Raw genomic sequence first — 18,460 nt, 5'->3', positions numbered from 1 at the left:
ACCAACGGGCCTCCGGCGCCGGTCAGGCTGCTTTACATTCGCACGACGTCAAGCAGGACCTTCTTGCCGCCCTTGTACGAGAAGATCGAGATCGCGCCATGCTGGAGATCGCCCTCGGCAGTGAAGCTCGTCTCGCCGATCACACCCTTGTAGCGGGTGGACGGCATGGCGGCCAGGATCTTCGCCGGGTCGGTCGAATTCGCCCGCTTCATCGCGTCGGCAATGATGTACACCGCGTCGTAGGAGAAGGGGGCGTACACCTGCAACGGCTGGTGAAAGCGGGCCTCGTATTTCCGTACGAACGTCGGTCCGCCCGGCATTTTCTCGAGCGCCATTCCGGCCTCGGAACACACGATGTTGTCGGCGGCCGGGCCCGCGAGTTTCATGACGTCAGTCGAGCAGACGCCGTCGCCGCCCAGAATTCTTGCTCGCACGCCCAACTGCCGGGCCTGCTTCGCGAACGGACCACCCGTTGCGTCCATGCCGCCATACAGGATCGCATCGGGATTCTCTCCCTTGATTTTCGTGACGATTGCGCGGAAATCGACCGCCTTGTCGTTCGTCGCGTCCCGTGACACCACGCTCATGCCGGCGGCCTTCGCAGCTTTCTCGAACTCGTTGGCAAGCCCCTGCCCGTAAGCGGTGGCATCGTCGACGATCGCCACCGTCTTCACGCCAAGGCTCTTTGCCGCGTACTCCGCCAATGCCGGTCCTTGCTGCGCATCCGTTGCGACCACGCGATAGGTCGTGTTGAATCCCTGCTTCGTATAGGCCGGATTGGTGGCCGCCTGTGAGATTTCGACGATGTCGGCCTCCTTGTAGATCCGCGAAGCGGGAATCGACGTGCCGGAATTCAAATGGCCGACGACGCCGACCACTTTATCGTCAACAAGCTTTTGGGCGACCTGCGTGGCGGTACGAGGATCGCCCGCGTCGTCTTGCGGATCGAGCTGCAATGTGACGCGTTGTCCGCCGACTACCAGGCCGCTTGCATTGATTTCCTCGATGGCGAGCCGCGCGCCGTTCTCGCTGTCCTTGCCCAGGTGGGCGATAGCGCCGGTAAGCGGTGCAACGTGACCAATCCGCACCGTTTCGTCCGCGTGGGCCGCGAAAGGAAAGGCAATCGCCGCTGCCGCCATCATGCTGCTCCAGGTATTTCGTCTCATCTCCATTTCTCCTTGTATAGCGCACTCGCGTGCCGCTTCGTTTTCAATGCCGGATGGCGCCCTGTGCCAGCGCAACCGGCTTCGCGTGCTCGCCAATCCCGCTGCCGACTGCCAAGCCGTAAAGATCCTTCGGGTCGTGCGGTGCCGGAATCAGGTCGAGTTCGATGCCGATCAGCCGCTCGCGCGAAACCGCATGCAGGTAGCGCAGCGCGGAAAAGTCTTCGAGCGCGAAGCCTACCGAGTCGAATACCGTCACCTGCGAGGCGGATTCGCGGCCCTTTTCGTCGCCCGACAGAATTCGATGGAACTCGACGACAGGGAACTCGGGCGGCAATTGCTGGACGTCGCCCTCGATACGCGTTTGAGGTTCGTATTCCACGACGACCCGTGATCGGCGCAGCACATCCGCGTGCAGCTCGGTCTTTCCCGGGCAATCGCCGCCGACGGCATTGATGTGCATGCCGTCCTCGATCATGTCCGGCGTCAGAATGGTCGCGTTCGTCTTGTCCGCCGTTACCGTCGTCACGATATCCGCGCCGCGCACCGCGTCCGCCGCACAGGCGCTGCGAACGATACGAAGCCCCCTGAACCGGGCGAGGTTGCGAACGAGCTTATCCGTTGCCGCTTCGTCGACGTCGAACACGCGGATCTCGTCGATGCCGAGCATCTCGTGAAAGGCGATCGCTTGAAACTCGCTTTGCGCGCCGTTGCCGATCAACGCCATCGAGCGAGCGTCTTTGCGCGCGAGAAAGCGTGCAAAAAGCGCCGACGTCGCCGCCGTGCGAATCGCGGTCGTCAACGTCATCTCGCTGAGCAGCAACGGGTAGCCGGTGTCGACATCCGCGAGCACGCCGAAAGCCATCACGGTCAGCAAGTCCTCTTTCGTGTTTTTGGGGTGCCCGTTGACGTACTTGAACGAATAGAGCTTTGCGTCGGATGTCGGCATCAGCTCGATGACGCCGTCGGTCGAGTGACTCGCCAGGCGCGCTGTCTTCTCGAACGTATGCCACCGGCGGTAGTCCTGCTCGATGTAGCTCGCCATCGAGATCAGGACGCGCGTCACGCCGGCTTCCTGAACCAGCTTCGAAACATCATTCACATCTATGTATCGTGTCATGTCTTCTGCTCCTGTCTTTTGCCATTGCCGAATGGCGCGGTGCGGTCACCATGAACCTCGTCAGGCCCGGCCTTCAAAGCCGAGCAGGACGTTGACCGCGTTGACGCCAATCTCGTCCACCATGTAGCCGCCCTCCATCACGAACAGCGTGGGAGCGCCAAACCTTCCGATCACTTCTCCGATGCGCAAGTAGTCGGGCGTGCGCAAGCGGAAGTGGCTGATGGGGTCGTCTTCGAACGTGTCGACTCCGAGGGAAACGATCAGCGCGTCGGGCGCATGCCGAGCGATTGCAGCACCAGCGTGATGCAGCGCCGTCGCGAATTGGTCCAAGGCGGTCCCTTTCGGCAAGGGCATGTTCAGGTTGAACCCCTCTCCCGGACCTGCGCCTCGTTCGTTTGCATGCCCGGAGAAGTACGGGAAGGAGACTGCCGGGTCGCCGTGAATCGATATGAACAACACATCGGAACGGTCATAAAAGATTTCTTGCGTGCCGTTTCCGTGATGAAAGTCGATGTCGAGGATCGCTACGCGCTCGGCTCCCCGCGCGATGCAATGCTGTGCGGCGATCGCGGCGTTGTTCAAATAGCAATAGCCGCCCATGTATTCGCGGCCGGCGTGATGGCCCGGCGGGCGGCACAGCGCGAACGCGGAGCGCGTGCCATCCGACAGTCTGTCGATGCCGGTGAGCGCCAGGTTTGCGCTAGCGCTAACTGCATCCCACGTACCCGCGTTGATGGGCGAGCCCGCGTCCATCGAAAAGAACCCCAGCTTTCCATCGATGAATTGCGGCACTTCGATACTGGGCAATCCCCGTACGGGCCACACGAGCGGCAGTGCCTGACAAGTCCGGCCCGTTGCTATCCATTCGCTCCACGCGCCTGCCAGGAATTCGATGTACCGCTCGCTGTGCGCGCCGACATAACTCGAGCGGTCATAGGACTGTGGACCGATGATGCCGCCCAATCCGGCGGCCTTCACTCGTGCGAGAACGGTTTCCGCGCGAGCAGGCTTCTCGAACGATTCTGAAACTGCGCCGTCCTTCAGTTCGACGCCGTGGTGCAAGCGATGATCGCTGCTGTAGATGGTGAGCATGGTTGACTACCGCGTTGACGATAGCCAACAGTCTACGGACGGGCGGGTGCAAAGATTTTGCTTTCGATTTCGGCTGAGCCTAGACTATTGGATAGTTTGTCTACGAAACGACGAAAATGAGCACAAAGCGCCCAAAGGTTGAAATGGATACGGTCGATCGGTCAATGCTGCGCCTGCTTCAGGACGATGGCTCGCTGTCGAATGCCGCGCTCGGGGAGCAGCTCTCGCTCAGCGTGACGCCGTGCTGGAGGCGGCGCAAACATCTGGAGGACGAAGGCGTCATCACCGGATATCAAGCGAACATCGATCGGCGCGCCGTCGGCCTGAATCTCCTCGCGTTCGTGCAGATTCGAATCAACATTCACTCGGACAAGACTGCCGACAACTTCGAAGCCGTCATCCGCAATCGGCCCGAAGTCCTGTCCTGCCACAAGATCACCGGCGATGCAGACTACATCCTGCAGGTCGTCGCTGCCGATCTTGACGCGTATGGCGAGTTCGTCGAGCGCGTGCTGCGCCGGCAAGCTGGCATCGCTTCGATTCAGTCAAACCTGGCGCTGCGCGAAGTGAAGTTTTCGTCGCGCATTCCGATTCCTGACGAAGCCTAGAGCTTGTCTTGTCTGGCTTGCCGCTCACGGCGCAACGGTCAACGACGTGTGCATGCCGGCGGCGTAATGGCCGGCCTTGTTGCAAATGAGCACGTAATGGCCGGGCGCGAGCTTGATCGTAAAGCGCTTGCTTTTGCCCGGCGCCACGTCCTCGACCTCGCCGATTTTCATGAACTTGCGCTCCGGCACCTGCCCCTTGACAACGGGAAGCGATCCGTCGGGACGGTCGGTTCTCAACACGACGAGTTCGTGCGCGTTGGCATCGCCCCCGGCGTTGTGCACGTTTAGCGTGACCTCGCCGGCCTTTACGTCGTGCATATCGAGCTGAATGGCGTTCGACAGCAACGTTGCGCTTACGATTTGCGGCATACCCGCAGCGCTCGAACCGACACCAAGGGACAAGGTGGCGGCAAGCATCACCCACCAGCAAACCCAGTTCATCTTCGTGCTCCCGTTCCGTTAAGCAGTTAAGTCCTTAAGCACGTCACGTGGCGGTCAACATGCTGGCTAAACGCATGCTGCGGGCCACCTATTCCGCGATTGGGGCGCCGCGGAAATATTTGAAGGGAGCGGAATAAAGGCTGCCGCGATCCGTTTATTGCAAGCGATCCTCTGCATTCAAGCATCGCGAGCTCTTTCGGAGCCGGCTGTCGGCTGCCCCCGCAGCCAGTGGCAGCCCGCGCAACCAGGAGGTGTTCCATGGAAACCTCGGTTCGGTTGTCCCTCGTCGATCCGCCTGCCAGCAGCATCGATTCCTCCACAGTCCCCCATGCCGCCCGATCAAGATTCCGGCGTCTCTTCAACGCGGTGTGCGGCGCCGGGCTCGCGGCGCTATCGCTCGGCACCGCATGGGCACATGACAATGAAGCGATCCTGCCGCCGCAGTCGTTCACCGCGTCCACCGTGCCGGATAACGGCGATCTCAACCCTTACGGCATCGCGTTCGTGCCGAAGGGCGTGCCCGCCTGGAGCACGCTGAAGCCGGGCGACATCGTCGTGTCGAATTTCAATGCGAAGTCGAATCTGCAGGGCACGGGAACGACGATCGTCAAGCTTGTCGCGAACGGCAAGCCAGTGACTTTCTTCCAAGGAAAGAACTTCGGCTTCACGACTGCGCTGGCAGTGCTCAGAAGCGGCTTCGTGCTCGTCGGCAACGTGCCGTCGAACGACGGCGTGACAGTCAGCTCGGCCGGTTCCTTGCTCGTCATCAATCCACAGGGCGGGCTCGTTGCGGAGCTGAAGGATGCAAAACTGCTGAACGGACCGTGGGACCTCACGGTGCTCGATCTGGGACCGCTGGTTAAGGTGTTCGTCGCGGAGGTATTGAGCGGGACCGTTTCCCGCTTGGATCTCTCGATCGGACCGAATGGCGTGAAGGTGCTATCGAGCTCGACCGTCATTGCGTCGGGCTACCAGCATCGCAGCGACCCGGTCGCGTTCCTCCTTGGCCCGACGGGGCTCGCATTCGACGCGAATCGAGACGTGCTCTACGTCGCCTCGACGGCCGACAACGCCATATTCGCGATTGACCGCGCGTCGCGCACGACACACGACGGCGGTGTGGGCAGGCTCATCTATCAGGACAACAAGCACCTGCACGGGCCGCTCGCGCTCGCGCTCGCGCCGAACGGGCATCTCGTCGTGTCGAACGGCGACGCGATCAATGCCGATCCACAGCAGCCGAGCGAGATCGTCGAGTTCACGGCGGACGGACGCTTCATCGCGCAATTGCAGATCGATCCGGCGCCCGACGGCGCATTCGGCATCGCGTTCGGACGCGACGGCAACGGCCAATTGCAGTTCGCCGCCGTGGACGACAACACCAATGCCGCGACCGTATGGACGTTGCCGGACGATGACCGCAACTGATTCAGTCAGTAAAAGGCAGTCCGCGTTCCACGCAACGACAGGTAGTTCCCGCCGTCGCGCCGCCCCCCAACCTACAGCGAGATATTCACGCCCGGATAGACCAGATGGCTTTCCACGCGCCTGACGCCGGGAACGCTCTCGGCGGCGACGCGGATCGCATGGCCCTCCTCTTCGGTATTGATGACGCCCCACAGGTGCACCACGCCATCCTTGACGAGCACGCTCCCTTTCGGCAACCCCCAGCGCTGCCCGTGCATTTCCAGGACGATTGCGGCCCGGAGCTCCGCGTCGTCGTGCGAGCCGTCGTCATGAGGGGGCTCGAGGCTTCCCAATGCGCGGATCAGGTTCGAGCGGCTCACGATGCCGATCAGCGCGCCGTCCTTCAGCACCGGCACCCGCTTGATGTGACGGCGCTCCAGGATGTCCGCGATCTCCTTGAGCGGTATGTCTTCCGTGATCGATATCACGCGATCCTTCATCACGTCACCGACGAAGTGCCCGTGCTCCTTCACATAGGTCGCTGCGAGATCGCGGGTCGACGAGAGCCAGTCCAGCCACCAGGGCCGCCGCTTCGCGCCGGTGCCGAGCTCCGCACGGTGCAGCAGATCACCGGCGCTCACGATGCCGATCATCTTTCCGTCTGCGTCGACGACCGGCATGCCGCTGATATGGTGGTCCGCGAGCCGCCTGGCCGCGGCCTGGATCGTCATGTCCGTGGTGGCCGTGATGACGGGTGTAGTCATGATATCGAGTGCGCGCATGATGGCTCCCCAACATTGACGCCAAGGGCCCCCATCCGTCGCCCCCTGGCACGGTTACGGCAAACTGGATCATAGTGCCATCCCCGGTCTGCCACCAGTTTTGGCCGATAGCGTTGGCCGATAGCGCCTATGCCTGAGAGGAAAGCTCTATAAAAGCTTCACGAGTATCGGACAACGGCCTTAACGGTGATGGATGTGATTCGAATGTGAGGCCTGGGAGTTCGCCTAACGCCCCTCGCCAATATCGATATCTGAATTCACCATTTAGCATTCGCTTAACGCGCTGATAACCTGCATTCGACCTGCAGGCGCGCGGCTCGATGATCGATTGCACGTCTGCTCCCACAGTCCATCCGTCCGCTCGAGCGGACATCGCGGGAAGGAGCCAACGTGAGCGTCGAATTCATCGGCATGATCCAGCAGCGCAAGGTATCGGAGACGCATCGGCCGCAGGGCCCGGCTATCGATACCGACTACGTGCGCGCCTTCGCGCAGGCGCACGAGAACGCCGGCTTCAACCGTATCCTCGTGCCGCACGGCTCGACGAGCCCCGACGCGACGATCACTATCGCCTACGCCGCGAGCGTCACCTCGCGCGTGCATTTCATGCTCGCGCATCGTCCCGGCTTCGTGGCGCCGACGCTCGCCGCGCGGCAGATCGCGACGCTCGACCATTTCTCGGGCGGCCGGCTCGCCGTGCACTTCATCTCGGGCGGCAGCGACGAAGACCAGCGCCGCGACGGCGACTTCCTCGACCACGACGAGCGCTACGCGCGCACCGACGAATACCTGCAGATCCTCAAGCGCGTGTGGACCGAAGACAAGCCGTTCGATCACGAAGGCCGCTTCTACCGCGTCGAGCAAGCGTTTTCCGATGTGAAGCCAAAGCAGACGCCGCACGTGCCCATCTATTTCGGCGGCGCGTCGGCGCCGGCGCTCGCCACCGCGGGCAAGCACGCGGACGTCTACGCGCTGTGGGGCGAATCGAAGCAGCAAGTGCGCGAGCAGATCGCTCGCGTGCGCGAAGAGGCGGCCAAGCATGGCCGCACGGTGCGCTTCTCGGTGTCGTTCCGGCCGATCCTCGCGCCCACCGAAAAAGCCGCCTGGGAGCGCGCCGAGCACATCCTCGAAGAGACGCGCCGCCTGCGCGTCGAACAGGGCTTCTCGCGCGGCGGCCCGCAGCAGAGCGAAGGCGCGCGGCGCCTGCTGGCCGCGGCCGGCGACGGCGTGCGCGCCGACGAGCGCCTGTGGACGGCGGTGGCCAAAGAGATCGGCGGACGCTCGAACTCCACCGCCCTCGTCGGCACGCCCTCGCAAGTCGCCCAGACACTCTCCGAGTACTACGGCCTGGGCGTCACGACCTTCCTGATTCGCGGCTTCGATCCGCTCGAAGACGCGATCGACTACGGACGCGAGCTGATTCCCGCCACGCGCGAGCTGACTTCACGCGTACGCCACGCCGCTTGATGGCGACTAGAACGATTACCGCCCTCCACTCATGAGCTCCGCCCTCCTCGATACGCCTGCTTTGCCTTTTCGCAAACCGCCCGTGCGCAAGTTCTGGTTCGACGACGATGCCGCCGCAACGCGGCGCACGCCGGCGCGAGAGCGCCGTCACCGTCAGGAACGTTTGGCAGGCGCGTTCCGCCTGTTCGCGCGCTACGGTTTCGACCAAGGTCTCGCCGGCCACATCACCGCGCGCGATCCGGAATGGACCGATCACTTCTGGGTCAACCCGCTCGGCAAGCACTTCGGCCGCATCCGCGTGTCGGACCTGCTGCTCGTCAACCGTCACGGCGAAATCGTGGTCGGCGACGGTCCGGTGAACCAGGCCGCGTTCGCGATCCACGCCGCCATTCACGAGGCGCGGCCCGATGTCGTCGCGGCAGCGCACACGCATTCGCTGTATGGCAAAGCCTGGTCTACGCTCGGACGCAAGCTCGATCCGCTGACGCAGGATTCCTGCGCGTTCTACGAGGACCATGCGCTATTCGACGACTTCCGCGGCGTCGTGCTCGACACGGACGAAGGCGCGCGCATCGCCGGCGCGCTCGGCAACCACAAGGCCGTGATCCTGAAGAACCATGGCATCCTGACTGCAGGCCCGACGGTCGAAGCCGCGGCGTGGTGGTACATCGCACTCGACAACGCCTGCCACGCGCAACTGCTCGCCGAGGCGGCCGGCGCGCCGCAAGCGATCCCGCACGAGGTGGCCGCGTTGACGCACGAGCAGATCGGCCGCCCCGGCGGCGCGCTGCATGCGTTCGAGAGTCTCTACGAAGGGCTCGTCGAAGCCGAGCCAGAACTGCTCGACTGATGGCAATCCACAAACTGCGCCGCTTCGTCGGCGAGATCGCGGAACTGGTCGATTCGACGGCGAGCGAAACCGCTCTGCTCGAACAAGGCGGGCTGGCCTTGCGCGAGTTGATCCGCGTCGACGATTGGCTGCCCGAAGCCTATGCGCAGCCCTCCCCCGATCGCTACCAGCAGTTCCTGCTCTACACCGACGTGCGCCAGCGCTTCTCGGTGGTGAGCTTCGTCTGGGGTCCAGGGCAACGGACGCCAGTTCACGACCACACGGTATGGGGGCTGATCGGCGTGCTTCGCGGCGCGGAACTCGCGGCCTCTTACGAACGCACCGCCGACGGCACGCTGCGGCAGAGCGGCGAGGAAATCCGCCTGGACGCGGGCGATGTCGAAGCAGTATCGCCCGCAATCGGCGACATCCATCGCGTGCGCAACGCCTACGACGACCGCGTGTCGATCAGCATCCACGTCTACGGCGCGAACATCGGCGCGGTGCGGCGCTCGACCTATCCGCCCGATGCGCCGCCCAAGCCCTTCGTCTCCGGCTACTCGAACACCACCCTCCCGAACCTGTGGGACCTGAGCAAGGAAGTTCGTCATTCATGAACTCATATCCGGTGCGCAGCTATCAGGACGTGCGCGAAGCGCTGCTGGCAAAACGTGAAATCGCCCTGCTCGACGTCCGCGAAGAAGCCCCGCATGCCGAAGGGCATCCGCTCTTCGCCGCGAATCTCCCGCTCTCGCGGATCGAACTCGAGGCCTACACGCGCCTGCCATGCCGCGACGTGCCGATCGTGCTGCTCGACGCGGGCGAAGGCTACGCCGGGCGCGCGGCGCACACGCTGACGTCGCTCGGCTATACGAGCGTCGCGCTCTTCGCGGGTGGACTCGACGGCTGGATTCGCGCGGGCGGCGAAGTGTTCCGCGACGTGAACGTGCCGAGCAAGGCGTTCGGCGAGTTCGTCGAAGCGCACAAGCACACGCCGTCGGTCACGGCGCAAGCGCTCGATGCGCTGCTCAAGAACGGCGACGATGTCGTCGTGCTCGACGCCCGCCGCTTCGACGAGTACCAGACGATGAACATCCCAGGCAGCATCAGCGTGCCCGGCGCGGAGCTGGCGCTGCGCGCGCGCTCGCTCGCGCCCGATCCGGCGACGCGCGTGATCGTCAACTGCGCGGGCCGCACGCGCAGCATCATCGGCGCGCAGTCGCTCGTCAACGCAGGCTTGCCGAATCCGGTCGCGGCGCTGCGCAACGGCACGATCGGCTGGACGCTCGCAGGCCAGGCGCTCGCGCACGGCAGCGCGCGCAGCTTCGATCCGCAGGCCGGGCTCGATGCCGCGCAGCTCGAGGCTTCTCGCCGCGCGGCGCTCGCGCTCGCCGAACGCGCGGGCGTGAAGCGCACGACGCTCGCCGAAGCGGCACGCTGGACCGCCGACGCATCGCGCACCACCTACCGCTTCGACGTGCGCACGCCCGCCGAATACGAGCGCGCGCACGCGCCGGGCTTCGTGGGCGCGCCCGGCGGCCAGCTCGTGCAGGAAACGGAGATGTTCGCGCCCGTGCGCGGTGCGCGTGTGGTTCTGTTCGACGACGATGGCGTGCGCGCGAACATGACGGCCTCATGGCTCGCGCAGATGAATATCGAGGTTTACGTGGCCGACGGCGCATCGCATGAAGACCTGACGGAAAGCGGGCCATGGCAAGCGCCCAAGCCGCAACCCGCCGCACCGACGCCCGCCGTATCGCCCCACGAACTGGCCGCGCTGCTCGCCGATCCCGCGAGCCGCACCGTCGTGCTCGACGTCACGTCGAGCGCCAATCACGTGAAGGCGCACATCCCGGGCGCGTATTGGATCGTGCGCTCGCGCCTGTCGAACGCATTCGACGATCTGCGCGACCTGCCCGACGCGAAACGCTACGTGCTCACCTGCGGGACCAGCGCGCTGGCGGCGTTCGCCGCGCCCGAAGTCGCCGCGCTCACCGGCGGCAAGCCCGTGCACGTGCTCGAAGGCGGAAACTCGGCATGGATCCGCGCGGGATTGCCGACGGAATCCGGCGACACGCGCCTCGCGTCGCCGCGCATCGATCGCTATCGACGTCCGTATGAAGGCACCGGCAACGCGCACGAAGCGATGAATGCCTATCTGGAGTGGGAGTACGGCCTCGTCGCCCAACTCGAACGCGACGGCACGCATGGGTTCTTCGTGATCTGAAGCGCGCTGCACCGCAGTCTCCTTCATTCGTTCCTGACGCCGTCATCGCTCATGACCAGCCGCCACCCCGGCAACGCCCTCCTCGAAGTCGCGCGCGACGCCGACGCGCTCGAAGCGCTCGCCGATCTCGACAGCCCGCGCGCCGCCGCATGGCTTGCCTCGCTCACGCAGGAATTCGCCGCGACCGCCGCCGCACTCGACGCCGGCCCGCTCTTTCCCCACGACAATCTCGCGCGCCTGCGCAGCGCGGGCCTGCTGTCGCTGACGGTGCCGAGCGCGCTCGGCGGCCGCGAGGCGACGCTCGCGCAGACGCTCGCGGTGATCCGCGCCGTCGCGCGCGGCGAGCCGTCGACGGCGCTGATTCTCGTGATGCAGTGTCTTTACCATCTGCGCCTGCAGCAGAACCCGAATTGGCCGGCTGCATTGAAGGAGCGGATTGCGCGCGATGCCGTCGAGCGCGGCGCGCTGATCAATTCGCTGCGCGTCGAGCCGGAACTCGGCTCGCCGTCGCGCGGCGGACTGCCCGCGACGATCGGCGTGCGCCATGTCGACCGGGATGGCGGGCATTGGATACTGAACGGCCGCAAGCTCTACTCGACGGGTAGCCCGGGGCTCACGTGGTTCGCCGTCTGGGGACGCACCGATGAGGCGTCGCCGCGCGTCGGCACCTGGCTCGTCCATCGCGACGCGGCGGGTATCCGCTTCGGCGAGCCTTGGAACCATCTCGGCATGCGCGCGACGGGCAGCCACGAAGTGATCTTCGACAACGTGCGCGTGCCGCTCGATCATGCCGTCGACCTGCAAGCGCCTGGACCGGGGCAAGGTCTCGACCCGCTGACGAACCTCTGGATGAACGTGCTGCTGCCGGCGATCTACGACGGCGTCGCGCGCGCCGCCCGCGACTGGTTCGTGCAATGGGCCGCGCAGCGCTCGCCGTCGGGCCTCAATGCGCCGCTGGCGAGTCTCGACCGCTTTCAGCAGACGGCCGGGCGCATCGACGCGTTGCTGTTCGAGAACCGTGTCCTGCTCGATGCCGGCGCGGCGGGCTCAATCGGCACGGACGAAGCGCCGGCGATCAAGTACCTCGTCAGCAAGCACGCAATCGAAGCCGTCGAGATCGCGCTCGAAGCGAGCAGCAATCCGGGCCTGAGCCGCAACAATGCGCTCGAGCGCCACTATCGCGACGTGCTGTGCGCACGCATTCATACGCCGCAGAACGACACGGTGCTTGGGGCGCTTGGGCGGGCGGCGTTTGCGGGTTTCAACGCACATTGACCATGCCGTGCGACAGCGAGTTGCTGAACAGCGCCTTGACTTCGGCTGGCTTGGCGTCGAGCTGGCACGAAAGCACCGACTCGACACGAATTTCCGTCTGCCGGATTAAAATGCAATATATTCGGACATCGAAAGATGGAAGCTGATATTGGATGCATTTTGCATAGCCCCCCCCATGCGAGGCGCTCCGGCGATCAGCCTCCATCAAACCTTCGTTTATTGGACTGAGCGAGGCAGGTTTCACATGGCGTCATGGAGCACACTCGATGTCCCGCTGGAGATCGGCCGACAATGCACCCTGGTGCTGGCCGATGCTTATCGCAGCGAGTCCGGCGACTCGTTGCGGTTCATGAAGGACGACGAATGTAGGCAGCTTGAACAGGACCGACGCGAGTTTGCCCATTATTTCCGGCCGGGCTGGGACCTGAGAACGATAACCGGCGGGACCAACCTTCGCGAAATTCAGGCGTTCGTGAGCGAGCAACTGAACGTGGCCCACTGGAACCTGCCGACGGACAACGCAGGCATCGAGCGCACGCTGAAGGATGCGATAGCCTCCGGACGGCTGGTGCCGATCATCAATCGAGAAGGGAACTTTAGTGGCCGCGTGTCACGCCCAACACCTGCCCCGCTGAGATGGCCCACCACTGGCGGAGGCGGGAGCTGGAAGCGTTCAGCCTATCTGTTCCCACCCGGCACCACCTCGTTTAACGGCGAGCCGGTGCTGTCCGGTCCTTACGACCCTGCCACTCAGGCGGCACAACTGGCCACTGCGCGCGCGGCCAGCGGTGTTAGCGATAGCAGCGACTGGCTCGGCGTGGTCGAGGAGGTTGCCGGGGCCATACTCGGGAGCGATGCTGGTTCGAGCGATGGCGTCGATATTGGCCACGACACCTCAACGCCGCTCGGCAATGCGCGGCCTTTCGAGTACAGCGAAGCTCTACCGGACGCCGGCACGGAGCAGGTAGCCGGCATGTCTTTTCACGGCACGCCCGGATCGTGGGCTTCGAGCATGCCGGGAACAATGCCGCAGTTGCGTCAGTACGGCCCAAATGGGACTCCGTTGACGGACATCGACTTCGAAGCCCATCACGGAAACCCTAACCCGCACGCGCACAATTGGGACGGTTACAACCGCGACGAAGGTGCTCCTGTTTCAATACTTCCCTGGTAGTCGACATGACAGAAGCAACGCTGACTGAATGGAACCATTTCCACGACTGGTACCTAGACCGCATAGCTGTTGGGCCGAATGAAGAACCTCGCACATTGACGCTCGGCCTATATCTTGGGAACAAGCGCGCGACCGTGACGTTCGAAGGCGTGACGTGCTTTAGCCTGGAACACCTCGGGCTATTGAACATCGTGTACAGCATCAGAATCGTCGAGGCAATCGACAAAAACTACGAGTACGTGAGCGCTGCCTTGAACAAGGGCGAGCGGCTATCAACAAGGAAAGGTGCAAAGACCGCATTCATGTACTCAAGCCTTGGTGCCGAACTTGGCATTGAGTTCGATTCACTTCGCATCGAACGCTCTCCGGCTGAACACTAAATGCTGCGGTTGGATGAACGAGACAGGCGATCTCACACGTTCGAGTAGGCAAAGCATGGCGCGGACGCTTCGCGACCGGATGCTGGCCGCCGGGCTGCCGATCTGAGCAGCGTCAGTGGCAGACAATGTGAGCACACGGCGATGGAATGCAAGCACGCACAGCTGAATGCAAGCACAGCTGCAGTTAATCCGAGCACGCGGGTTCCGTCAGTGGCAGTTATTTCGAGCAGGAAACCGCGTCGATTGCAAGTTCGGCCGGTTTCGATTGCAGGTCAATACAATTACTGACTCCCCGCTCAAGCCAGCACGTCCGAAAACACCCGCGCCGCGAAACGCTCGGAATCCGTCGCGCCGTTGACCACGCCGACCGTCTTCAGATCGTCGGCATAAAGCGCGATCTCCTTCTTGAACGCGTCGCCGACGGGGTGATGCCGGTCGGTATGGCTCTGCAGCATCGCCGTCAACTGACCGACATCCGCCCCCGGCGCGTTCGGCGCGAAAATCGCCGCGGCTTCGGCCGGATGGTTCGCCGTCCACTCGGTCGCCTCGATGAGCGCCTGCGTCAGCGCCTGCGCCGCCGCGCGATCCTTGCGCACGAGCGAGCCGCGCACGCCCAGCACACAACACACGCGATTCGCGTACTCGCCGCAAAGATTGTTCGACACTTCCTGCAGATGGTTCGACTCGCGCAGCGTCCAGATCGTCGGGTCGCCGTCGGCGATCGCCTGCACTTCGCCTTTCTTCAGCGCTTCGCCCAGCAGCGTCGCCGGATACTGGCGCCAGTGCACGTCGTTGTCGGGATCGACGCCGAGCTTCTTCAGCGTGATCGCAAAGAAGTTCTTGGCGGGGCTCGCCATGTCGCTCACGCCCACCGTGCGGCCCTTCAGCCCTTGCAGGTCGACGATGCCCGAGGTCTTCGTCGCGAGCAGGCGCATGCAGCCGCCGTGGATGCCCGCCGTCAGCTTCACGTCGAAGCCCTGCTCCAGCGGCTTGATCCAGCGCAGCGCCATGCCGACGCCCGCATCCGACTTGCCCGTCGCGATCGCTTCGAGCAGCTGGTCGGTCGAGCCCGCGAAGTTGACGAGCTCGACCTGCAGGCCATGTTTTTCGAAGAAGCCCTGCTTGAGCGCGACCGGCACCGGCGCCGTGCAGATCGCGCCCGCGTTCCAGGAGAGCTTGAGCGGCTTGAGGTCGCCGGCGGCCGCGGCGCGCACGCCGGGCAGGCCGAGGGACGCGCCGCCGAGCGCCGCCGCGCCCGCGGCCCAGGCGGTTTTGCGCAGCCAGGCGCGGCGGGCGGGATTCGCGGGCGTTGGCGCCGTATCGTCGTCGATGAAATTCATGTCGTTGTTTTTCGTAGCAGTGGTGGAGTTGTGTCGATCTTTCGATGAGCCGAGCGCGATCGATCGCGCTTCACGCCTCGAGCCCAAGCTGCCCGAGCACTTCCCGGCGCAGCGCAACGAGCTTCGGATCGTCCCGGTGACGCGGATACGGCGCATCGTTGCGCACTTGAGCCACGATGCGCGCCGGCCGCTCGCTCAGCACGATCACGCGGTTCGCCAGATACAACGCCTCTTCGACGTCGTGCGTGACGAACAGCACCGAAAAGCGCGCCGCCTGCCAGAGCCGCACGAGCTCGCCCTGCATGCGGATGCGCGTCAGGGAATCGAGCTTGCCGAACGGCTCGTCGAGCACGAGCAGCTGCGGGTCGTTGACGAGCGCGCGCGCCAGCGCCGCGCGCTGCGCCATGCCGCCCGAGAGCTGGTGCGGAAACGCGTCGGCGAACTTCGTCAGGCCGACGAGCTCGAGCGCTGCGTCGATGCGCTCGCTCGCGCTGGGCGGCGGCGTCCGCCCGCAGGGCGCGCACGCTTCCCTCGCCTCGCGCCGCCCTTTGCGTTGCGCTTGCGGCCCCAAGCCGACGTTGTCGCGCACGGTGCGCCACGGGAACAGCGTCGGGTCCTGGAACACGACCACGCGCGACGGATCCGGTCCCGAGATCGGCTCGCCGTTCGCGTGCAGCGTGCCGCGCGCGGGCGTCTCGAGACCGGCGACGAGACGCAGCAAGGTCGACTTGCCGCACCCGCTCGGCCCGAGCAGCGCGACGAACTCGCCCGGCTCGACGGTCAGACTGACATCGTCGAGCACGGGCAGCATTTCGCCGCGCAACGCGAAACGGTGACTGACGCTGCGCACGTCGATGCGCGCGCCCGGTGGCGTATCGCGCCTGATGGGCCTGATGGGCTCGGCCGCCAGCGCACGAAAAACCCCTACCATTTGAGCACCCCTTTTTGCCAGGCAAGCAGACGGTCGCGCAGACGGAACAGCAGCGTGACGAGCCCCGAGCACATCAGCGCCATCACGAGCAGCGCCGCGTACATGTTCGAATACGCGGCCCAGCCTTGCGCCCATTGCAGATACCAGCCGAGACCCGCTTTCACGCCCATCATTTCGGCGACGAACAGCACCGAGAACGATGCGCCGAGCCCCATGAACAAGCCGACGAACACCGACGGCAACGCCGCGGGAATCGCCACCCGCAGGATCAGGAATGCAGGGCGTGCGCCCAGCGTGCGGGCCACGTCGTAATAGGCGGCGTTCACGCCCGCGACGCCGGACCACGTGAGCACGGCGACGGGAAACGCCGTCGCGAGCGCGATGAGGAACACACTCGCGCTGAAGCTCGACGGAAAGAAAAAGAATGCGAGCGGCAGCCAGGCGACGGCCGGCAGCGGCCCGATCAAACGCAGCACGGGATGCAGCCAGTAGCCGACGGCCCGCGACCAGCCGATGCCCACGCCAACCACGAAGCCCGCGAGCGCGCCCAGCGCATAGCCATACGCGAGCAGCCCGAATGAATGAGCGACGCTCGATGCAAGCCTCGGCAGATCGTCGAAGTACACGGCGATCAACGCCTGCGGCGGCGCAAAGAAAGGACGCGGCAGCCATTCGAGCTGCGCGGTGACGATTTCCCAAGCGGTCACGCCGAGCGCAAGCGCAAGCAGCCAGGGCGTCGCGGCGAGCCATGCGTCGAGGCGGGCCGACGCGCCGGCCGAAGCGCCGCGCGAGCGCCACGCCGCGATGCCGATCGCCGCCGGCAACGCCGCCAGCGCGAGCTTCAGGATCAGCAGCTCGCGCGTGTGCGGCCAGTCGTCGAGCGCCGGCCACCATCGCGTGACCGCCGCGCCGCCGAGCCAAGCGAGCGCCGCCAGCGCCGCGACCGTCCGCCTGCCTGCGCCGCCGCGCGTATGCGGCGCAGCCTCCTGGTCCGCATGAAGGCCCGCGATATCGAGCGTTTGAGTGGGTGAAGACATACCGATGCGCTCCGTGCAGATACGTTGCGAATGCGCGCTATGCGCTGGCGAGATGCGTCTCGGAGATCGCGCGAACGTCGATGCGGCGCGGCAGAATCGCGTCGCGATACGCCGCGTCCGCGACCTTCTGAAGCGCGCCGATGTCCGCATCCGAGACGAAACGCTGCTTCAGCGAAGCGCGCTTCGTGATCTGCCTGGCCGCGTCGAGCGGCGAGCGCGTGAGCGTCGCGTAGATTTGCGCGTAGGCGCCGGGGTTGGCAAGCGCCCAGTCGCCCGCGCGCTGATAGCGCTGCAGGACGTCCGCGATCGCGGCGCGCTTCTTCGTGTCGGCGAGCGCCTCGCCCGATGCGGTGATGAAGCCCAGGCCGCTATTGATGCCCGAGCCGTCGCGCAGGATGCGCGCGCCGCGCTGCACGGCGATGCCGTAGTACGGATCGAAGGTCGCCCACACTTCGAGCGCGCCGGACTCGAACGCGGCGAACGCATCGACGGGAAGAATGAAGCGGATCGTGACGTCGTCCTTGGAAAGCCCCGCTTCGGCCAGCGCGCCATAGAGCTGGAACTGCGAGATGCTGCCGCGCGCCGACGACACGCACACGGTGCGCCCTTTCAAATCCGCGACCGAGCGGATCTTCGAATCCCCCGCGACGAGAATGCCGAGCTGCGCGCCGGAGCCGACGCGCGTCGCGACGATCTTGAGCTGGGGATCGCCGACAGCCGCCGCGAGCACCGGCAGATCGCCCGCGGGCGCGAGATCGACGGCCCCCGCGCGCTGCGCCTCGAACAGCGGCGCGGCGCCCTGGAAATTGGCCCAGCGAAACGCATACGGCGCGCCGTCGAGCACCTTGGCGGCTTCGACGAGCGCACGCGTGCCGCCCGCCTGGTCGCCGAGAACGAGCGTCGTCGATGCGGTCTCCGCTGCGTGCGCATGGCGCGCCCCGCCTGCGACCAGCGCGGAAGAAAACGCTGCGATGGCCGGCGCTGCAGCGAGCATGCGCAGCGCACGCCGCCGCGTGGAAAAAGACGTGGGAACAGAAGCGGTCATAGGCCCTCGCTGTCGATGTGCAGGACAGCGTAGCGACGAAGGACCGCCGTGAGAATGATTCTATTTCGATATGTTTATATCGGAGCCACCGCTATGCATTTCATGTTTCGATGCATTCGCGCAACGCCCGCCATGGCTCACC

19 protein-coding genes are annotated in these 18,460 nt (G+C 64.9%); 9 read left to right on the top strand and 10 right to left on the bottom strand.

What is annotated here, in order from left to right:
• Positions 1 to 32: 32 nt before the first annotated feature.
• From FAZ69_RS02555 to FAZ69_RS02545, 3 genes are read right to left on the bottom strand one after another with little or no spacing between them, the layout of a single operon-like run.
• Positions 33 to 1,166: a branched-chain amino acid ABC transporter substrate-binding protein gene (locus FAZ69_RS02555; RefSeq protein WP_439654738.1), complete on the bottom strand. Its 1,134-nt coding sequence runs from the start codon at positions 1,164 to 1,166 to the stop codon at positions 33 to 35.
• A gap of 43 nt (positions 1,167 to 1,209) precedes the next feature.
• A complete protein-coding gene (gene ocd / locus FAZ69_RS02550; protein ID WP_136892351.1) occupies positions 1,210 to 2,283 on the bottom strand; it encodes an ornithine cyclodeaminase in 1,074 nt (357 codons plus the stop codon).
• 60 nt (positions 2,284 to 2,343) lie between these two features.
• Positions 2,344 to 3,375 carry a histone deacetylase family protein gene (locus FAZ69_RS02545; protein ID WP_136892350.1) on the bottom strand — a complete coding sequence of 344 codons (1,032 nt, stop codon included), beginning with the start codon at positions 3,373 to 3,375 and terminating at the stop codon, positions 2,344 to 2,346.
• A 116-nt stretch (positions 3,376 to 3,491) separates the two neighbouring features.
• Between FAZ69_RS02545 and FAZ69_RS02540 the strand changes: the two genes are divergently transcribed.
• Positions 3,492 to 3,983, top strand: coding sequence for an Lrp/AsnC family transcriptional regulator (locus FAZ69_RS02540; RefSeq protein ID WP_136892349.1), 492 nt, complete (start codon positions 3,492 to 3,494; stop codon positions 3,981 to 3,983).
• A 24-nt stretch (positions 3,984 to 4,007) separates the two neighbouring features.
• On the opposite strand, the gene FAZ69_RS02535 is transcribed toward FAZ69_RS02540, so the two are convergent.
• Positions 4,008 to 4,400 (bottom strand): hypothetical protein, encoded by a 393-nt coding sequence (locus FAZ69_RS02535; protein ID WP_240702072.1) that lies wholly within the window; start codon positions 4,398 to 4,400, stop codon positions 4,008 to 4,010.
• Positions 4,401 to 4,682: 282 nt separating this feature from the next.
• Between FAZ69_RS02535 and FAZ69_RS02530 the strand changes: the two genes are divergently transcribed.
• A complete protein-coding gene (locus FAZ69_RS02530; protein WP_240702071.1) occupies positions 4,683 to 5,852 on the top strand; it encodes an NHL repeat-containing protein in 1,170 nt (389 codons plus the stop codon).
• Positions 5,853 to 5,923: 71 nt separating this feature from the next.
• On the opposite strand, the gene FAZ69_RS02525 is transcribed toward FAZ69_RS02530, so the two are convergent.
• Complete coding sequence (locus FAZ69_RS02525; RefSeq protein ID WP_136892347.1) at positions 5,924 to 6,613, bottom strand: CBS domain-containing protein; 690 nt, start codon at positions 6,611 to 6,613, stop codon at positions 5,924 to 5,926.
• A 390-nt stretch (positions 6,614 to 7,003) separates the two neighbouring features.
• On the opposite strand from FAZ69_RS02525, the gene FAZ69_RS02520 reads away from it, so the two are divergent.
• Genes FAZ69_RS02520 through FAZ69_RS02500 form a run of 5 tightly spaced genes read left to right on the top strand, consistent with a single transcriptional unit; the run spans position 7,004 to position 12,411 of the window.
• The gene (locus tag FAZ69_RS02520; RefSeq protein WP_136892346.1) at positions 7,004 to 8,080 is read left to right on the top strand and encodes an LLM class flavin-dependent oxidoreductase; all 1,077 of its coding nucleotides are present in this window, start codon (positions 7,004 to 7,006) and stop codon (positions 8,078 to 8,080) included.
• 31 nt (positions 8,081 to 8,111) lie between these two features.
• Entirely contained in the window at positions 8,112 to 8,930 is an 819-nt protein-coding gene (locus tag FAZ69_RS02515; protein WP_136892345.1) for a class II aldolase/adducin family protein, read from the top strand.
• On the top strand, positions 8,930 to 9,526 hold the full coding sequence (locus tag FAZ69_RS02510; RefSeq protein WP_136892344.1) for a cysteine dioxygenase family protein: 597 nt from the start codon (positions 8,930 to 8,932) through the stop codon (positions 9,524 to 9,526). The genes FAZ69_RS02515 and FAZ69_RS02510 overlap by 1 nt, the downstream gene beginning before the upstream one ends.
• A complete protein-coding gene (locus FAZ69_RS02505) occupies positions 9,523 to 11,136 on the top strand; it encodes a rhodanese homology domain-containing protein (protein WP_136892343.1) in 1,614 nt (537 codons plus the stop codon). The genes FAZ69_RS02510 and FAZ69_RS02505 overlap by 4 nt, the downstream gene beginning before the upstream one ends.
• A gap of 51 nt (positions 11,137 to 11,187) precedes the next feature.
• Positions 11,188 to 12,411 carry an acyl-CoA dehydrogenase family protein gene (locus FAZ69_RS02500; protein ID WP_136892342.1) on the top strand — a complete coding sequence of 408 codons (1,224 nt, stop codon included), beginning with the start codon at positions 11,188 to 11,190 and terminating at the stop codon, positions 12,409 to 12,411.
• Here the strand turns inward: FAZ69_RS02500 and FAZ69_RS02495 are convergent.
• Positions 12,398 to 12,616, bottom strand: a complete 219-nt coding sequence (locus FAZ69_RS02495) for a hypothetical protein (RefSeq protein ID WP_136892341.1) — start codon at positions 12,614 to 12,616, stop codon at positions 12,398 to 12,400. The genes FAZ69_RS02500 and FAZ69_RS02495 overlap by 14 nt on opposite strands.
• Before the next feature lie 39 nt (positions 12,617 to 12,655).
• Here FAZ69_RS02495 and FAZ69_RS02490 point away from each other — a divergent pair, with 39 nt between their 5' ends.
• A complete protein-coding gene (locus tag FAZ69_RS02490; RefSeq protein ID WP_136892340.1) occupies positions 12,656 to 13,585 on the top strand; it encodes a hypothetical protein in 930 nt (309 codons plus the stop codon).
• Between the two features lie 5 nt (positions 13,586 to 13,590).
• Complete coding sequence (locus tag FAZ69_RS02485; RefSeq protein ID WP_240702070.1) at positions 13,591 to 13,965, top strand: hypothetical protein; 375 nt, start codon at positions 13,591 to 13,593, stop codon at positions 13,963 to 13,965.
• 296 nt (positions 13,966 to 14,261) lie between these two features.
• On the opposite strand, the gene FAZ69_RS02480 is transcribed toward FAZ69_RS02485, so the two are convergent.
• The 4 genes from FAZ69_RS02480 to FAZ69_RS02465 all read right to left on the bottom strand — a co-directional run bounded on the left by FAZ69_RS02480 (position 14,262) and on the right by FAZ69_RS02465 (position 18,318).
• Positions 14,262 to 15,305 carry an ABC transporter substrate-binding protein gene (locus FAZ69_RS02480; RefSeq protein ID WP_136892339.1) on the bottom strand — a complete coding sequence of 348 codons (1,044 nt, stop codon included), beginning with the start codon at positions 15,303 to 15,305 and terminating at the stop codon, positions 14,262 to 14,264.
• A 70-nt stretch (positions 15,306 to 15,375) separates the two neighbouring features.
• Complete coding sequence (locus FAZ69_RS02475; protein WP_240702069.1) at positions 15,376 to 16,236, bottom strand: ABC transporter ATP-binding protein; 861 nt, start codon at positions 16,234 to 16,236, stop codon at positions 15,376 to 15,378.
• The gene (locus FAZ69_RS02470; RefSeq protein WP_136892338.1) at positions 16,230 to 17,273 is read right to left on the bottom strand and encodes an ABC transporter permease; all 1,044 of its coding nucleotides are present in this window, start codon (positions 17,271 to 17,273) and stop codon (positions 16,230 to 16,232) included. Before FAZ69_RS02470 ends, FAZ69_RS02475 begins: the two co-directional genes overlap by 7 nt.
• A gap of 37 nt (positions 17,274 to 17,310) precedes the next feature.
• Positions 17,311 to 18,318 carry an ABC transporter substrate-binding protein gene (locus FAZ69_RS02465; protein ID WP_136892337.1) on the bottom strand — a complete coding sequence of 336 codons (1,008 nt, stop codon included), beginning with the start codon at positions 18,316 to 18,318 and terminating at the stop codon, positions 17,311 to 17,313.
• Positions 18,319 to 18,460: the final 142 nt, after the last annotated feature.

The organism is Trinickia terrae (assembly GCF_005144415.1).
GTDB lineage: Bacteria > Pseudomonadota > Gammaproteobacteria > Burkholderiales > Burkholderiaceae > Trinickia_A > Trinickia_A terrae.
This window is presented reverse-complemented; position numbering and strand designations above follow the sequence as displayed.

Excerpts from the sequence above, each read along its gene's own strand:
- FAZ69_RS02535 (WP_240702072.1), bottom strand. The coding sequence starts at position 4,400 with ATGCTTGCCGCCACCTTGTCCCTTGGTGTCGGTTCGAGCGCTGCGGGT.
- FAZ69_RS02475 (WP_240702069.1), bottom strand. The coding sequence starts at position 16,236 with ATGGTAGGGGTTTTTCGTGCGCTGGCGGCCGAGCCCATCAGGCCCATC.
- FAZ69_RS02490 (WP_136892340.1), top strand. The coding sequence starts at position 12,656 with ATGGCGTCATGGAGCACACTCGATGTCCCGCTGGAGATCGGCCGACAA.
- FAZ69_RS02515 (WP_136892345.1), top strand. The coding sequence starts at position 8,112 with ATGAGCTCCGCCCTCCTCGATACGCCTGCTTTGCCTTTTCGCAAACCG.
- FAZ69_RS02510 (WP_136892344.1), top strand. The coding sequence starts at position 8,930 with ATGGCAATCCACAAACTGCGCCGCTTCGTCGGCGAGATCGCGGAACTG.
- FAZ69_RS02545 (WP_136892350.1), bottom strand. The coding sequence starts at position 3,375 with ATGCTCACCATCTACAGCAGCGATCATCGCTTGCACCACGGCGTCGAA.
- FAZ69_RS02530 (WP_240702071.1), top strand. The coding sequence starts at position 4,683 with ATGGAAACCTCGGTTCGGTTGTCCCTCGTCGATCCGCCTGCCAGCAGC.
- FAZ69_RS02465 (WP_136892337.1), bottom strand. The coding sequence starts at position 18,318 with ATGACCGCTTCTGTTCCCACGTCTTTTTCCACGCGGCGGCGTGCGCTG.
- FAZ69_RS02495 (WP_136892341.1), bottom strand. The coding sequence starts at position 12,616 with ATGGAGGCTGATCGCCGGAGCGCCTCGCATGGGGGGGGCTATGCAAAA.
- FAZ69_RS02540 (WP_136892349.1), top strand. The coding sequence starts at position 3,492 with ATGAGCACAAAGCGCCCAAAGGTTGAAATGGATACGGTCGATCGGTCA.
- FAZ69_RS02505 (WP_136892343.1), top strand. The coding sequence starts at position 9,523 with ATGAACTCATATCCGGTGCGCAGCTATCAGGACGTGCGCGAAGCGCTG.
- FAZ69_RS02470 (WP_136892338.1), bottom strand. The coding sequence starts at position 17,273 with ATGTCTTCACCCACTCAAACGCTCGATATCGCGGGCCTTCATGCGGAC.
- FAZ69_RS02480 (WP_136892339.1), bottom strand. The coding sequence starts at position 15,305 with ATGAATTTCATCGACGACGATACGGCGCCAACGCCCGCGAATCCCGCC.
- FAZ69_RS02485 (WP_240702070.1), top strand. The coding sequence starts at position 13,591 with ATGACAGAAGCAACGCTGACTGAATGGAACCATTTCCACGACTGGTAC.
- FAZ69_RS02525 (WP_136892347.1), bottom strand. The coding sequence starts at position 6,613 with ATGCGCGCACTCGATATCATGACTACACCCGTCATCACGGCCACCACG.
- ocd (WP_136892351.1), bottom strand. The coding sequence starts at position 2,283 with ATGACACGATACATAGATGTGAATGATGTTTCGAAGCTGGTTCAGGAA.
- FAZ69_RS02555 (WP_439654738.1), bottom strand. The coding sequence starts at position 1,166 with ATGAGACGAAATACCTGGAGCAGCATGATGGCGGCAGCGGCGATTGCC.
- FAZ69_RS02500 (WP_136892342.1), top strand. The coding sequence starts at position 11,188 with ATGACCAGCCGCCACCCCGGCAACGCCCTCCTCGAAGTCGCGCGCGAC.